The organism is Enterobacter sp. DNB-S2, from assembly GCF_019443845.1.
Classification (GTDB): Bacteria; Pseudomonadota; Gammaproteobacteria; order Enterobacterales; family Enterobacteriaceae; genus Enterobacter; species Enterobacter asburiae_B.
The window spans coordinates 1029215-1045236 of sequence record NZ_CP050520.1 but is presented as its reverse complement, the minus strand read 5'-3'; the positions used below and the strand labels follow the sequence as shown (position 1 = coordinate 1045236).

Annotated in this window: 13 protein-coding genes; 5 read left to right on the top strand and 8 right to left on the bottom strand. The window is 56.2% G+C overall.

The annotated features are described in order from the left end of the window. Positions 1–59: 59 nt before the first annotated feature. On the bottom strand, positions 60–1373 hold the full coding sequence (gene gltP, locus HB664_RS04975) for a glutamate/aspartate:proton symporter GltP (protein ID WP_023310067.1): 1314 nt from the start codon (positions 1371–1373) through the stop codon (positions 60–62). 423 nt (positions 1374–1796) lie between these two features. Between gltP and acs the strand changes: the two genes are divergently transcribed. From acs to actP, 3 genes are all read left to right on the top strand, one after another. After that, the gene (acs, locus tag HB664_RS04970) at positions 1797–3755 is read left to right on the top strand and encodes an acetate--CoA ligase (protein ID WP_058842101.1); all 1959 of its coding nucleotides are present in this window, start codon (positions 1797–1799) and stop codon (positions 3753–3755) included. Between the two features lie 135 nt (positions 3756–3890). Then, positions 3891–4205 carry a DUF485 domain-containing protein gene (locus HB664_RS04965; protein ID WP_023310065.1) on the top strand — a complete coding sequence of 105 codons (315 nt, stop codon included), beginning with the start codon at positions 3891–3893 and terminating at the stop codon, positions 4203–4205. Then, entirely contained in the window at positions 4202–5851 is a 1650-nt protein-coding gene (actP, locus tag HB664_RS04960; RefSeq protein WP_033144419.1) for a cation/acetate symporter ActP, read from the top strand. Before HB664_RS04965 ends, actP begins: the two co-directional genes overlap by 4 nt. A 32-nt stretch (positions 5852–5883) precedes the next feature. On the opposite strand, the gene HB664_RS04955 is transcribed toward actP, so the two are convergent. Together HB664_RS04955 and HB664_RS04950 are read right to left on the bottom strand one after the other, a co-directional pair. Then, positions 5884–6573, bottom strand: a complete 690-nt coding sequence (locus tag HB664_RS04955; RefSeq protein ID WP_023310063.1) for an LrgB family protein — start codon at positions 6571–6573, stop codon at positions 5884–5886. Continuing rightward, positions 6566–6976, bottom strand: a complete 411-nt coding sequence (locus HB664_RS04950) for a CidA/LrgA family protein (protein WP_021242769.1) — start codon at positions 6974–6976, stop codon at positions 6566–6568. Before HB664_RS04950 ends, HB664_RS04955 begins: the two co-directional genes overlap by 8 nt. A gap of 102 nt (positions 6977–7078) precedes the next feature. Here HB664_RS04950 and HB664_RS04945 point away from each other — a divergent pair, with 102 nt between their 5' ends. Continuing rightward, positions 7079–7966, top strand: coding sequence for a LysR family transcriptional regulator (locus tag HB664_RS04945; protein WP_023310061.1), 888 nt, complete (start codon positions 7079–7081; stop codon positions 7964–7966). 509 nt (positions 7967–8475) lie between these two features. On the opposite strand, the gene HB664_RS04940 is transcribed toward HB664_RS04945, so the two are convergent. From HB664_RS04940 to soxR, 4 genes are all read right to left on the bottom strand, one after another. Next, positions 8476–10122, bottom strand: coding sequence for a Na+/H+ antiporter (locus HB664_RS04940; RefSeq protein ID WP_033144417.1), 1647 nt, complete (start codon positions 10120–10122; stop codon positions 8476–8478). Positions 10123–10272: 150 nt separating this feature from the next. Next, positions 10273–11622 carry a guanine/hypoxanthine transporter GhxP gene (gene ghxP / locus HB664_RS04935; RefSeq protein WP_023310059.1) on the bottom strand — a complete coding sequence of 450 codons (1350 nt, stop codon included), beginning with the start codon at positions 11620–11622 and terminating at the stop codon, positions 10273–10275. A gap of 294 nt (positions 11623–11916) precedes the next feature. Then, positions 11917–12588 (bottom strand): glutathione S-transferase family protein, encoded by a 672-nt coding sequence (locus tag HB664_RS04930; RefSeq protein WP_109846225.1) that lies wholly within the window; start codon positions 12586–12588, stop codon positions 11917–11919. 356 nt (positions 12589–12944) lie between these two features. After that, positions 12945–13403 (bottom strand): redox-sensitive transcriptional activator SoxR, encoded by a 459-nt coding sequence (gene soxR, locus HB664_RS04925; protein WP_023331806.1) that lies wholly within the window; start codon positions 13401–13403, stop codon positions 12945–12947. A gap of 98 nt (positions 13404–13501) precedes the next feature. Between soxR and soxS the strand changes: the two genes are divergently transcribed. Continuing rightward, positions 13502–13828 (top strand): superoxide response transcriptional regulator SoxS, encoded by a 327-nt coding sequence (gene soxS / locus HB664_RS04920; RefSeq protein WP_013095071.1) that lies wholly within the window; start codon positions 13502–13504, stop codon positions 13826–13828. A gap of 6 nt (positions 13829–13834) precedes the next feature. Here the strand turns inward: soxS and HB664_RS04915 are convergent, their stop codons facing one another. Further along, positions 13835–15400, bottom strand: coding sequence for an EAL domain-containing protein (locus HB664_RS04915; RefSeq protein WP_058842042.1), 1566 nt, complete (start codon positions 15398–15400; stop codon positions 13835–13837). Between the last annotated feature and the right edge of the window lie 622 nt (positions 15401–16022).

The window sequence follows — 16022 nt, the reverse complement described above, 5'->3', positions numbered from 1 at the left end:
TATCGGGCCTACGGCTTGTGTAGGCCGGGTAAGGCGAAGCCGCCACCCGGCTTTTAACATTACTGGTCAGCCGTCTTATCAAAACGACCCAGCACCTCGCGTTCATACGCCAGCGCTTTTTTACGATCGAATTTGTGTTCCCACTTGGCGATAACCAGCACCGCCAGGGCATTCCCCACCACGTTCAGCGCGGTACGCGCCATGTCGAGGATACGGTCGACACCGGCGATAAACGCCAGACCTTCCAGCGGAATACCGACGCTGCCAAGCGTCGCCAGCAGCACCACGAAGGAGACGCCCGGAACGCCTGCAATACCTTTCGACGTCACCATCAGCGTCAGCACCAGCACGATCTCCTGCCACAGCGACAGGTCAATGCCGTACAGCTGCGCAATAAAGATAGCGGCGATGCTCTGGTACAGCGTCGAACCGTCCAGGTTAAAGGAGTAGCCGGTCGGTACCACGAAGCTGGTAATAGAGGCAGGCGCGCCGTAGGCTTCCATCTTCTCAATGATGCGCGGCAGCACGCTCTCAGAACTTGCCGTTGAGTACGCCAGAATCAGCTCATCTTTCAGGATGCGAATCAGGATCCAGATGCTCAGCCCGCAAAGGCGCGCCACGATCCCCAGCACCACCAGCGCGAAGAACAAAATGGCGAAGTGCACCAGGAGCACCAGCTTCGCCAGCGGCCACAGGGAGGCAAAACCGAAGTTCGCCACGGTGACGGCGATAAGCGCAAACACCCCTACCGGCGCGTAGCGCATCACCATGTGCGTCACTTTAAACATGGTTTCGGAGATAGAGCGGAACACGGTCACCAGCGGCTCACGGTGCGTCGCCGGCAGGGAAGAGAGCCCCAGACCAAACAGCACCGAGAAGAAGATGATAGGCAGCATCTCGCCCTTCGCCATCGACGCCACGATGTTGGTCGGCACCAGCGACAGGATAGTGCCCATCAGGCCATGCGCATGGCTCTGCACGTCAGCGGTCGTACTTTGGTATTTCGAAATATCCACCGTTGCCAGCTGCGACATATCGATCCCGGACCCCGGCTGGAACACGTTCGCCAGCGTGATACCGAGGATAATCGCAACCGTAGTGATCACTTCGAAATAGATAATGGTTTTCGCACCAATACGGCCTAACTGTTTCGCATCACCGACGCCCGCAATACCGACCACCAGCGTCGAGATCACAATCGGCACCACGATCATCTTGATCAGATGAATAAAGATATCCCCTGCCGGTGAAAGCAGGTTCGCAATCAGCCATTCGCGGCTGTCGCTATGATAGTGGAGGTAACTGCCCAGCAAGATGCCCAGCACAAGGGCGATTAAGATCTGCCAGGCAAGGCTGACTTTAACGTTTTTCATAGAAACTGACTTCCTCAATGAAGCGCCTTATTCACTCAAACTGCATGAACAGGGAGACATACTGAAAGGGTATGAATTGTGTTGCGTTGGTTTATGGGATTTTTTAACGCGGCGTATGAGTATCATTTGCGCGACCTGTTGCGCAAGCCTTAAAGAACGACGCGTTTCACTCACAAAAGCGACGATGACGGGAGTTTGTTCTAATTCTGATAAATAACCTTTTGTTATAAAAACGCTTTTTTAAACATAAATGTGAATAATCGTCAGCATCAATTATTTTCCTTCAAAGTTTCATTCGCTCAATTTTCATACTCTTCAAACAATGCGTGATCTGTAGCCCAAATAATAAACAAAGCTTGTAAAGCCCCTACAATTAACGTTTTTGCGACATATTATTAACATCTTACAAGGAGAAAAAAAGCCATGAGCCAAATACATAAACACGACATTCCCGCAAATATTGCGGACCGTTGCCTGATCACCCCGGAGCAGTACCACGAGAATTATCAGCAATCTATCACCGCCCCGGACACCTTCTGGGGTGAGCAGGGCCATATCCTTGACTGGATCAAACCTTATCAGAAGGTGAAGAACACCTCCTTTGCGCCCGGCAATGTCTCCATTAAATGGTATGAAGATGGCACCCTGAACCTGGCGGCGAACTGCCTCGATCGTCACCTCGCCGAGCGCGGGAATGAGACGGCCATCATCTGGGAAGGCGATGACGCCTCGCAAAGCAAACATATTACGTACAAAGAGCTGCACCGCGACGTGTGCCGCTTCGCCAACGTCCTGCTGGAAAAGGGCATTAAAAAAGGCGATGTAGTCGCTATTTATATGCCGATGGTGCCGGAAGCTGCGGTGGCCATGCTGGCCTGCGCGCGTATCGGCGCGATCCACTCGGTCATTTTCGGCGGGTTCTCGCCGGAGGCGGTAGCGGGCCGTATTGTCGATTCCAGTTCAAAACTGGTGATCACCGCCGATGAAGGCGTGCGCGCCGGACGCGGTATCCCACTGAAGAAAAACGTCGACGAAGCGCTGAAAAACCCGAATGTCAAAACGGTCAGTAACGTCATCGTCCTTAAGCGTACCGGCGGCAAAATCGACTGGACCGAGGGGCGCGACCTGTGGTGGAGCGACCTGATTGAGAACGCGAGCGACCAGCATCAGCCGGAAGAGATGAACGCAGAAGATCCGCTGTTCATTCTTTATACCTCCGGCTCCACCGGTAAGCCGAAAGGCGTCCTGCACACCACCGGCGGCTATCTGGTCTATGCGGCCACCACCTTCAAATACGTCTTCGACTACCATCCGGGCGACATCTACTGGTGTACCGCCGACGTGGGCTGGGTTACCGGACACAGCTACCTGCTGTACGGCCCGCTGGCCTGTGGCGCAACAACGCTGATGTTTGAGGGCGTACCAAACTGGCCGACCCCGGCGCGTATGTGTCAGGTGGTCGACAAACACCAGGTCAACATTCTCTACACCGCGCCAACGGCGATCCGCGCACTGATGGCGGAAGGCGATAAAGCCATCGAAGGCACTGACCGCTCTTCATTGCGCATCCTCGGTTCCGTGGGTGAGCCAATCAACCCGGAAGCCTGGGAGTGGTACTGGAAGAAAATCGGCAACGAGAAATGCCCGGTGATGGACACCTGGTGGCAGACCGAAACCGGCGGCTTCATGATCACTCCGATGCCGGGCGCCACGCAGCTGAAGGCCGGTTCCGCAACCCGCCCGTTCTTCGGCGTGCAGCCTGCGCTGGTGGATAACGAAGGCAACCCGCTGGAAGGCGCCACCGAAGGCAACCTGGTGATCACAGACTCCTGGCCGGGTCAGGCGCGTACTCTGTTCGGCGATCACGATCGCTTCGAGCAGACCTACTTCTCGACCTTTAAAAACATGTACTTCAGCGGCGACGGCGCGCGTCGTGACGAAGATGGCTATTACTGGATAACCGGGCGCGTGGACGACGTGCTGAACGTCTCCGGCCACCGTCTGGGCACCGCTGAGATTGAATCGGCGCTGGTGTCGCATCCGAAGATTGCTGAAGCCGCCGTGGTCGGTATTCCGCACAACATTAAAGGCCAGGCGATTTACGCCTATGTCACCCTGAACCACGGCGAAGAGCCGTCGCCTGAGCTTTACGCTGAGGTGCGCAACTGGGTGCGTAAAGAGATTGGCCCGCTGGCGACGCCGGACGTGCTGCACTGGACCGACTCGCTGCCGAAAACCCGTTCCGGCAAAATTATGCGTCGTATCTTGCGCAAAATCGCGGCTGGAGACACCAGCAACCTCGGTGATACCTCAACGCTCGCGGATCCTGGCGTGGTGGAAAAACTGCTCGAAGAGAAGCAGGCCATCGCGATGCCTTCCTAGTGTTTTCTCCCTCTCCCTGTGGGAGAGGGCTGGGGTGAGGGCATCAGACCGCACCTTCCTCCCCTCACCCTAACCCTCTCCCCAAAAGGGAGAGGGGACTAAAAACAAACCTACCTTACCTTTGGAGACTCTGTGATGAATAACGATATTTGTCAGCAGATAGAGAATAGTGCGCACTACAGGGAGCTCGTCGATAAGCGGCAACGGTTTGCCTTCATCCTTTCCATCATCATGCTGGTTATCTACGTCGGCTTTATTCTGCTGATCGCCTTTGCCCCGCACTGGCTGGGCACCCCGCTGCACGAGGGAACCAGCGTGACGCGCGGTATTCCGATTGGTATTGGCGTGATTGTGATTTCATTCTTGCTGACCGGCGTCTACGTCTGGCGCGCGAACGGTGAATTCGATCGACTTAATAAAGCGGTACTGCAAGAGGTAAAAGCATCATGAAGAGAGTTCTGACGGCGCTCGCCGCCACACTTCCCTTTGCCGCCCACGCGGCGGATGCCATTACCGGCGAGGTCCAGCGCCAGCCAACCAACTGGCAGGCCATTGTGATGTTCCTGATTTTCGTCCTGCTGACGCTGTACATCACCTACTGGGCGTCGAAACGCGTGCGCTCCCGTAACGATTACTACACCGCTGGCGGCAACATTACCGGCTTCCAGAACGGGCTGGCGATTGCGGGTGACTTTATGTCCGCCGCCTCGTTCCTCGGGATCTCCGCGCTGGTGTATACCTCCGGCTATGACGGCCTGATTTATTCCCTCGGCTTCCTCGTCGGCTGGCCGATCATCCTGTTCCTGATTGCCGAACGCCTGCGTAACCTGGGCCGCTATACCTTCGCTGACGTGGCCTCCTATCGCCTGAAGCAGGGGCCGATTCGCACCCTCTCCGCCTGCGGTTCGCTGGTGGTGGTGGCGCTGTACCTGATTGCGCAGATGGTCGGCGCGGGTAAATTGATCGAACTGCTGTTCGGCCTGAACTACCACGTCGCGGTGGTGCTGGTTGGCGTGCTGATGGTGATGTACGTGCTGTTCGGCGGCATGCTGGCAACCACCTGGGTGCAGATCATCAAAGCCGTCCTGCTGCTGTTCGGCGCCAGCTTTATGGCCTTTATGGTGATGAAGCACGTCGGATTCAGCTTCAATAACCTGTTCACCGAGGCGATGGCGGTCCACCCGAAAGGGGAAGCGATCATGAGCCCGGGCGGGCTGGTGAAAGACCCGATATCCGCGCTCTCGCTTGGTCTCGGCCTGATGTTCGGTACCGCGGGCCTGCCGCATATCCTGATGCGCTTCTTCACCGTGAGCGATGCGCGTGAAGCGCGCAAGAGCGTCTTCTACGCCACCGGTTTCATGGGTTACTTCTACATCCTGACCTTTATCATCGGCTTTGGCGCGATCATGCTGGTGGGGGCGAACCCGGCGTTTAAAGACGCGGCGGGCGCGCTGATTGGCGGTAACAACATGGCGGCGGTGCATCTGGCGGACGCGGTGGGCGGTAACCTGTTCCTCGGCTTTATCTCCGCCGTGGCCTTCGCCACCATTCTTGCGGTGGTTGCAGGGCTGACGCTCGCCGGCGCGTCTGCGGTGTCGCATGACCTCTACGCCAACGTTATCCGCAAAGGCGCGAGCGAGCGCGACGAGCTGAAGGTCTCGAAAATCACCGTGCTGGTGCTGGGCGTGGTCGCGATTCTGTTAGGCATTCTGTTTGAGAAGCAGAACATCGCGTTTATGGTGGGGCTGGCCTTCTCGATTGCGGCAAGCTGTAACTTCCCGATCATCCTGCTCTCCATGTACTGGTCGAAGCTGACCACGCGCGGCGCGATGATTGGCGGCTGGCTGGGGCTGCTGACGGCGGTGATCCTGATGATTCTGGGCCCGACCATCTGGGTGCAGATCCTCGGTCACGCAAGCGCTATCTTCCCGTATGAATACCCGGCGCTGTTCTCGATCGCCGTGGCGTTTATCGGCATCTGGTTCTTCTCGGCCACCGACAATTCGCCGGAGGGTAACCTGGAGCGTGAGAAATTCCGCGCCCAGTTTATCCGCTCACAAACCGGCCTGGGCGTTGAGCAGGGCCGCGCGCACTAAGCCTTTCTCCCCGGTCATTCTGGCCGGGGAGCTTAAAACATCACCCACGCCACCAGCGGCGCAATCAGCACCATCACTACGCCTGAGAGCATCATCACCAGGCTCGCGACAACGCCCTCCTGCTGCCCCAGCTCATACGAACGTGCCGTACCCGCCCCGTGCGACGCCGCGCCAAACCCCGCGCCTTTCGCCATCCCTTCCCGGATAGAAAGCCGCAGAAAGAGCATATCGCCGACGGCCATCCCAAAGACGCCCGTCACCACCACAAACAGCGCCACCAGGTCCGGCTGCCCGCCGAGCGGTTTAGCGGCCGCCAGCGCAAACGGCGTGGTTACCGAACGCACCGCCAGGCTGCGCTGAATTTCATCGGGCAGCGTAAACAGCCGCGCCAACCAGACGGAGCTGCACACCGCGACCACCGTGGCGGTGATCACGCCCGCGCTGAGCGACATCCAGTGGCGTTTGATAATCGCCAGATTGTCGTAAACGGGGACGGCAAAAGCGATGGTCGCCGGGCCGAGCAGCCACAGCAGCCAGTGGGATTCGCCAATGTAGTTTTGCCAGGAGATATGGCCGAAGACCAGCATCAGCACCAGCAGGATCGGCGTGAAGACCAGCGGCATCAGCGGCAGGGCGTGAAAGCGGCGATACAGCCGCTTGTTGGCAAAGTAGATCGCCAGCGTCGCAATCAGGCACAAGACGCTGATCTGAAAATTAGTCATGTTTGTGCCTGCTGATTTCAAAGCGATACACTTTATCCACCACCCAGGCGGTTGCCCCCAGCACCATCAGCGTACTCAGCGCAATAACCGCAAAGATTCGCCAGCCGTCCACCATCAGCAGCTGCGCATAGTTCACCACCGCCACCACCGCCGGAACAAAGAACAGCAGCATCTCCGCCAGCAGCCAGCGCGCCCCGGCGCGCACCCAGTTAAGGGGGATCACGCGGCACAGAATAAGCGTCAGCATTAGCAGCATCCCGACAAGATTGGCGGGCAGCGGCAGATGCAGCCAGCCGACAAGATATTCCGCGAAAACAAACAGTCCCGCGTAGAGCAGTACCTGCACCGGGACCTGGAGTCGTTGCACAACGGCAGGCGTAACACGGCTTAACGCCACGGCCATGGGGGTTTTCCTCAAAAATGAGACGAGGCGCCAGTATAGAGAGCGCACGGTATGGACTGAAATGAATTAAAATCATCAAAGGTATAGTTTCGAGGAATAATCATGGACATAAGAACGCTGCGCTATTTTGTCGAAGTGGTTCGTCAGCAAAGTTTTACCCGCGCAGCGGAGAAGTTGTTTGTTACCCAGCCCACCATCAGCAAAATGCTGAAAAACCTCGAAGATGAACTGAACTGTACCCTGCTGATCCGCGACGGGCGCAAGCTGTTGCTGACCGACACCGGACGCGTAGTATTCGAACGCGGGCTGGCTATTCTGGCGGAGTTTCGCCAGCTGGAAGCAGAGCTGGGCGATATCAATCATCTGAAGAAAGGTGTGCTTCGCCTCGGCATTCCGCCCATGGTGGGGATGATGATGGCCGGGCCGATTAGCCTGTTTCGCCAGCGTTATCCCGGCGTTGAGCTGAAGATTTCGGAGTTTGGTGGGTTAACCGTCCAGCAGGCCGTCACCAACGGCGAGCTCGACGTGGCAATGACCGCCCTTCCCGTTGAGGAAGAGAGCGGTCTGGCGACGCTTCCGCTCTTTAGCCACCCGCTGTGCGTGCTGGTTCCCCGCTCCGGCGACTGGCTGAAGTTGGACTCGGTGAGACCTGAACTGCTCGGCGAGCACCCTCTGCTGATCTACAACGAAGACTTCGCCCTCAGCCGCCAGCTAATGACGCTGTTTAACCAGCATAACGTCAAGCCGCGCATAGCGGTGCGCAGCGGACAGTGGGATTTCCTGGCGGCGATGGTGCAGGCCGGCGTGGGGATTGCCATCCTGCCGCAGCCGATTTGCGAGCGTCTGGATAAAAACACGCTGCGCTGGATCCCGCTGGAGAGCGACCTGCACTGGCAGCTGGGGATGATCTGGCGTGAAGGGGTGTATTTATCGCAGAGCGCGCAGGCGTGGCTGCAGTGTTGTGAGGGGTTTTGGGTGCCCTCACCCTAACCCTCTCCCACAGGGCTGAGGAATCCCCAGTAATTTTTTGCCTGAAGCGATGAACACTTCTTCTGCAAAATTAATGACTTACAGCGACGCCCTGGTCCGGCTGTAAATCGCCGAAGCGTTTCCGTAAGGCCGGGGCGAGGCGCAGGGATGCGCCGAGAGGGCGTGGCCTGCAGGGATGCAGGCTCATGCCCGACCCGATAGCCTGAAGGAATAAGCTGAGGGCACCGCGAAGCGGCGATTTACCGCCGGGAGCCCGGGTCGCCAGGGTGGTGGCGATTGAGCCACCCTGGCACGTTCACCGGTCATGTCGTTACAGAGTAGCAAGGAACATAAAGTGAACGGAATGACCTCCACAGCCGTATGTTCCCCCTCACCCCAGCCCTCTCCCTCAAGGGAGAGGGGGTCGTCCGTGCAGGCATTATTTTGTGGGAAACCCTCAGCCCACAAGGAGAGGGAACCGATCGAGCACGCAGGCCCGGTAAGCGCAGCGCCACCGGGCAAAAACGGCGCTACTGATTCTCTATCAACAGCGCTTCCAGCAGGTCCAGATCGTGCAGCAGCTTTTGCAGCGTTTCGTTGCTGATCTGCCGCGTGGCGCGCAGATGGTACAGCTCGGCGCGCTCTGAGCGCAGCGCCGCCAGGCGGAACCGGCGCTCCAGGTTTTCCTCCTGCAGCGAGCTTTCCACATCGTTACGCCCGTCCGCGCGGCGGCGCAGGTTACCAATCACGCGGGAACTGACCTCCGTCAGCAGCTGATTATCGATGTTCTCTTCCGCATCCGCGGCCAGACGCTCTTCCATCTTCTGAATCGCGACAATTGCTACTTCGGCGGTGGCCGCCCGGGCAATACGCTCCTCTTTATGCTGCTGAGTCGAATCACCGGCATCAATATGCTGGAGTAAAATCGGCAGCATAATCACGCCGACAAACAGGGAGAACAGAATCACGCCCGCCGCCAGGAAGACCAGCTCGTAGCGCGCCGGGAAGACGTCGCCCGTGGGCAGCAGCAGCGGAATGGAGAGCACACCGGCAAGGGTGATCGCCCCGCGTACGCCCGCAAAAGAGGCGATCAGCAGCTCACGCGTTGTCCACGAGCCGAACTCCATCGGCTTTTTCTTCAGGAAACGTACGCTGAAGTTTTTCATCGTCCACAGCCAGCCAAAACGCACCAGCATCAGCGCCATGTAGATCAGCACGATGTCGGTAAACAGCATCCAGACCTCAACGTTCGGATCGGCTTCCGCCGCCACCAGCGAGGATTCCATAATGCCCGGCAGCTGCAGGCCCAACAGCAGGAACACCATGCCGTTAAAGACAAATTCCAGCATGGCCCAGGTGCTGTTGGCACGCAGGCGCATGGCCAGCGGCGCGCGGCGCATTACGCCGGAACGGGTGATGGTCATCCCCGCCGCAACCGCAGCCAGAATGCCCGACACGCCGATATGTTCGGCAATCAGATAAGAGGCAAACGGCAGCAGGAACAGCAGTACGATCTGCGTTGCGGGCTCATCGCCGCCCCAGCGGCTGAGGAAGCGCAATGAGCGGCCGTACAGCCAGCTCACCACGAAGCCCGCCAGAATACCGCCAATCGCCACCTTGAAGAATTCCAGGGTTGCGCCGCCGATGGTAAAGACCATCGTGCCCATCGCAACGGCCACGGCAAACTTCAGGGCGACCAGGCCGGAGGCGTCGTTCATCAGCGCCTCACCCTGTAAAATCCCCATGATTTTCTTCGGAATACGGCCTTCACCCACAATGCCGGACAACGCCACGGCATCGGTTGGCGACAGCACGGCGGCCAGCGCAAAAGCCGGTATTAATGGAATACCCGGTACCGCCCAGTAGATCAGAAAACCAATCCCGACGACGGTGACCACCACCAGCGCCAGCGCCAGGCCGAAGATCTCGCGCCCGTGCTCAAGGAATTCGCGGGTGGGCGTTTTCCAGCCATCGGCAAACAGCAGTGGCGGGATAAACAGCACGAGGAACAGTTCGGGGTCAAATTCCACGTGCAGGCCAAACGTCGGCCAAGCCAGCAGCGCGCCGATGGCAATTTGCATTAATGGCAGGGGGACCTGAAAGGGCAGTACGCGTGTAACCACCCCGGATAGCGAGACCACAAGGGTCATGATGAGTATTGTGAAGAAGATTTCCATGCGTTCCCTGTTTGCTGTGTTGCTTATGTACTCCGGAAGGCGTCGTGCCTTTTATTCTATCTTCTCCAGAGTAACGCAAAAGGCAACAGGATGAGTCCTGAAAATAAAAACGGGCGGCCTGAGCCACCCGTTTTCGCATCAATCGACAACTTAGATTGCCCAGCCGCCCGCGTAGAACGCTACCAGCGCAACGGCGATAATCACGGTGCCGACGTTCAGCTTGCGCCATTCACCGGAGACCAGACGACCAATCACCAGCGACGCGAAGCCGATCATAATGCCGGTCACGATGTTACAGGTCAGGACGATAAAGACCGCGGTAATCAGGCCAGACATCGCGTCCACGAAGTCCGCAAAGTCGATTTTCGCCACGTTGCTCAGCATCAGCAGGCCAACGTACATCAGCGCTGGCGCGGTCGCATACGCCGGAACCAGATAGGAGAGCGGAGAGAGGAACAGGATCAGCATGAACAGCACGCCGACGGTGATCGCCGTCAGGCCGGTTTTACCGCCTGCCGCCGTACCCGCTGCGGACTCGATGTAGACCGCCGCAGGCGCCGCGCCCACCAGACCAGAGAAGACGCTGCTCAGGGAGTCGGTAGTCAGCGCTTTGCCGCCGTCAATAATCTGACCGTCTTTATCCAGCAGGTTCGCCTGACCGGCCACCGCACGAATGGTACCGGTCGCGTCAAACACGGCGGTCATGACCAGCGCCAGCACGCTTGGCAGGATCACCGGGTTCAGCGCGCCAACGATATCCAGGCTGCCAATCAGGGAGTTGCCTTTGTCATCGCTCAGCGACGGCATAGCGAAGATACCGGAGAAGTGTACGGTTGGATCGAAAATCAGGCCGACAATAGAAACGCCGATAATGGTCAGCAGAATGCCGCCAGGCACCTTCAGTTTTTCCAGACCGATAATCACCGCCAGACCGATCAGCGACATGATCACCGGGAAGCTGGCGAAGTGGCCCAGCGCTACCGGCAGACCGTCCAGCGGGTTCTTAATGACCAGACCGACGCCGTTGGCGGCGATCAGCAACAGGAACAGGCCGATACCGATGCCGGTACCGTGCGCCACGCCCTGCGGCAGGTTGCGCAAAATCCAGCTACGGATGCCGGTCGCTGAAATCACGGTAAACAGCACACCCATCAGGAACACGGCACCCAGCGCAACCGGTACGCTGATGTGCTGACCCAGCACCAGGCTGAACGCGGTAAACGCGGTCAGAGAGATGGCGCAACCAATCGCCAGCGGCAGGTTCGCCCACAGACCCATCACGATGGAGCCCACGCCGGCCACAAGACAGGTCGCCACAAAGACAGCCGCTGGCGGGAAGCCTGCTTTGCCCAGCATGCCCGGCACAACGATGACGGAATAAACCATCGCCAGAAACGTTGTCAAACCGGCAACAATTTCCTGGCGCACGGTGCTGCCGCGGGCCGAAATTTTAAACATGGCGTCAAGTGAACCGCCAGTACGCGCAGATGGCGTAGACATAGAAAACATCCCCTGAGAGTTTTTTAGGAAGTCCGTAAGCGAGGTGGAGACGCCACTGCCAGCTGAACGTCAAATCCTTGTGTTGCGTTTGTGACGAAAGGGCGTCACAAAAAAAGCAAACGTTTAGCTCCGCGCTTACAAACGGGTGGTCAAATTAAGGCAAACGATTATCTAGCGTAATCCCCGCCCTTTTCAACTGAACTTTCTCGTTTTTCGCTAAAATTCCCTTATGACGCTGAAGAAATAAACAGAGGATGCGCAAACGTTATCGTCTATGCGCAATTTGTTTACATTTCAGTCCTCGCCCGGGATAGATAACGGTCCCCCCTGTTCCAGGGTTCTTTGCCAGCCAGGGCTGTTCTCAACTTTTGTCTTCCACGCCTGAATATGCGGCAGATTAGCGATACCGCCGCGCGCCAGCAGCGCAAAGATCGGGAAGCTCATCTGAATATCGGCCATGCTGAGCGAATCCCCGGCAAACCAGCTGTTTTCGGCAAGATGTGACTCAATAAAGCGCGCATGGGTTTCCAGCTGACGGTTGAGATACGCTTTCTGCACCCCCTGCCCCAGCGCTTTGCCCAGGGTTCTGATACCAAACGGCACCGGCGGCTTGCCGAGGCTGTTGAAGACCAGCTTCATTAACAGCAGCGGCATCAGCGATCCTTCGGCGTAATGCAGCCAGAAGCGGTATTGCACCTTATGCGCCGGATCTAAAGGCTTAAGGCGTGACTCGGGATCGTACGTTTCCTGCAGGTACTCCAGGATGGCGCCCGACTCCGCAAGGATCAGTCCGTTATCTTCGATAACCGGCGATTTGCCCAACGGATGCACCTTTTTAAGAGCCTCCGGCGCCAGCATATTCTTTTCGCGCTGGTAGTGGACGATCTCATAAGGCAGGCCGAGTTCTTCCAGCGCCCAGATCGCGCGGTGCGAGCGCGACTGGTTAAGGTGGTGTACCGTGAGCATGGTTTTCTCCTGTTATTCATACTTTTTAACTATAGAAAATTGAACAACACCGCGAAAAAAATTCGTCTAAAAAACGGTCGGTGAGGCTGGCGAAAAAACGGGTCTTGCATAGAATTAAAGTGTCAGCACAATCCGGAACCTCCCCAACCAGCTCGACACTGAGGGGTGCTGATGTCGGGGGGAACCCTCCCGTGAACCAGCGGGATAGAGTGAAAGACAAAGACCGGGAAAAACTAAAGCGCCCTTATGTGGCGCTTTAGTTCTTTATAATGCTTTTGCCGGGTGGCGCTTCGCTTACCCGGCCTACGTTCCCGGTTTTGTAGGCCGGGTAAGCCCGGCAAACCGGCCGCACAATCTCAATCCTCTTCCAGCAACCGCGCCCCCGTCCCCTGCTCGCCCAGCCTGTCGCCGGGGTTACGCAACGGACAATCGCTACGCGACAGGCAGCCGCAGCCGATGCAGCCATCCAGCTCGTCACGCAGCGCGACCAGCGTATGAATACGCCTGTCCAGCTCTTCACGCCACTGGGACGACAGTTCTTTCCACTCTTTCGGGCTCAGCGTATGCCCTTCCGGCAGCACGCCAAACGCCTCGCCGATCGTGGCCAGGGGAATTCCGATTCGTTGCGCAATTTTGATAATCGCCACGTAGCGGAGCACGTCTCGGGTATAGCGGCGCTGGTTGCCGCCGTTGCGGATGCTTTTAATTAACCCTTTGCTTTCATAGAAGTGGAGCGCGGATACCGCAACGCCGCTTCGCTTCGCCACTTCACCGGGGGTTAACAGCGCTTTAATGCGCGGCAATCTCTTTTCCATAAAACCTCTTTACCTCAAGTTAACTTGAGGAATTATACTCGCCCGCAGAGAAAACGACGAATTAACCGAGATAGTTGTATCTACAGAGGGGCAACCTTATGTCGCATCAGCAGATTATTCAGACGCTTATTGAATGGATTGATGAACATATCGACCAACCGTTGAACATTGATGTGGTCGCTAAAAAGTCGGGCTATTCGAAATGGTATTTACAGAGAATGTTCCGCACGGTCATGCATCAGACGCTGGGCGAGTACATTCGCCAGCGCAGACTGCTGCTGGCGGCGCAGGCGCTACGCTCAACGCAGCGGCCCATTTTTGATATCGCGATGGATCTGGGCTATGTGTCGCAACAAACCTTTTCCCGCGTGTTTCGCCGCGAGTTTGACCGCACGCCGAGCGACTATCGCCACCAGTTGAATTAATCACCCTCAGTGCAAAGGCTGCTGCTGCCAGGTCATAAATTCCTGGGGCGGCATCGCTTTCGCGAAGTGCCATCCCTGACAAAACTGGACGCCGCGCTTCAACAGCCAGCTTACCTGCTCTGCCGTCTCTACCCCTTCCGCAATGGTTTTCAGCCGCAGGCTTTGCGCCATCTCGATAATATGCTCGGCGATCAGGTGGCTGGTACTGTTGGTCGTTAAGGTATCGATAAACGATTTATCGATTTTCAGAATATCCACGTTCAGCGAGTAGAGGTTGTGCAGGTTCGAGTAACCGGTACCGAAATCATCGATCGCGACTTCATAACCCGCCTGACGGAAAGCCTGAATCACCGGGGTGGTTTTTGGCACATCGATAAAACCGCGTTCCGTCACTTCTATTTTGATTTGCTGCGCACGGACGGCGTAGTGGCGGGCCTTGTCGGAAATCATGGCGATCAGCCGCGAGGAGTGGAAATCCGTGGCCGACAGGTTAATCGAAATATAGAGATGCGGATGCTCGGCCAGGAAATGACCCAGATCGTTGAACACCTCCTCAACGACATAGTCCGTAATCCGCTCGCTCATCCCCTCATTTTCCGCCAGCGGAATAAACTCTGCCGGGCTCATCACCTGCCCGTTAAAACCGGGCCAGCGCAACAGCGCCTCCGCGCCCACACACTGGTTATTCTTAATATCAATAATCGGCTGATAGTGAACGCAAAGCTGTCGTTTGTTCAGCGCCCGGTGCAATAAGCGCCCCGGCGAATTGAGCTCACGATGGGTACGCGACCATACCAGCAAAATAATAATGCTGCAGATCATGCCCAGCGGTAGCGTCAACGTCGCCTGGTGATAAAGCGTTTCATAAAAGCGTTTATTTGATGTCGAGACAATGGCCGCAATCGGTCTTTTGGGAGATGTTACGATCGTATAAAAGCGGTTATCTTTTTGAAATACCGATTCCTTATCCCGAATCATCGAATTTAATAAAGAAACATTGGCTTTCTGGCTGACGGAAAAGAAAGCATTGGTTACCGTGTCGTACACACCCCAGGAGAGAGAATGATCCGCGGACATGACCTCGCTGTATGAAAGCGGATTGACGACCACCACATAATTTCCGCGCTGCATATATGTCATTTTATAGCCAGTATAAAATGGGGTATCGCGATAATAATAGATAGCGACGTCAGGTTTGCGCGTGTAATTAGCGGCAGGAATGGCGTAGGGGTGATCAGGTGTAAAAACGGTCGAACAAAGAAAATTCTGACCTTCAGCGTAAATTAAATCGGCGACAAACAGGCGGCCACGAACAACGTTCAGCATATATTGACGGTGTCCCGGCGTGCAAAGCTCGCCCTGATATTTTACCGCCTCGTCCCTGGCCAGCTCAACCTGTTGAATAACCAGCTCTGTTTTGTCTAAAGCCAGTTCAGCAAATGTGCGTAGCTGGGCGCTTGTTTCAGACACGGCACGCAGTTGGGCAAACCATAGCGCAAGCATCACCGGCAGCATAACTACCATGATGATCCCTACCACCCTGAGCATTTTGCGCCGCGCGCTACGATTCATTTCCCGCCCTATATCCCTGCATGTTGTACGCCTGTAGTACTTAAGGCCGGATGCTTTGTTAAACAGGTGATTACGTTGCATGAATCATGCGAAGTTAGCAACTGACTTTTAGTATTAAAAATCTTAAATTTCGTTATGCCGATAATATTTTCCCGTAAGTTAAACTGTAAGTATTCGTTCCGTTTCAATTAAGGAAAATAATTATCCAGCTCGTCAGGCAGACGGGAAGATAACACAACAGACAATCGTTGATTAAGCCAAACGTCTGACAGCATGAAAAAAGTACAATTTCATCATGACGTTTTATGCTATTTGCTCTGAGCCATTGTGTTCGTTGATTTATAAATAGTCAGCCTACACCACAATATTTTGAGTATTGGCGGAGAATAACGCCCCTCTTATAAAAACCGAATTTGCGCTATCCCCACTTGCCCGAAGGGCATTTTCGGCACGCTGTGACTCCGCCTCCTCGTGCGCCGAAGGCAGGACCAGCCCGCGCAATCGCCTTTTCTGAGGAATAAAATCCTCTTTTTTGATCGTTCAGATACTGGCGAATAAATCAACAAATGTGATATAGTTCACACATATTTTGTAACGAGAAACACCGTTTCATTCAGTTCGT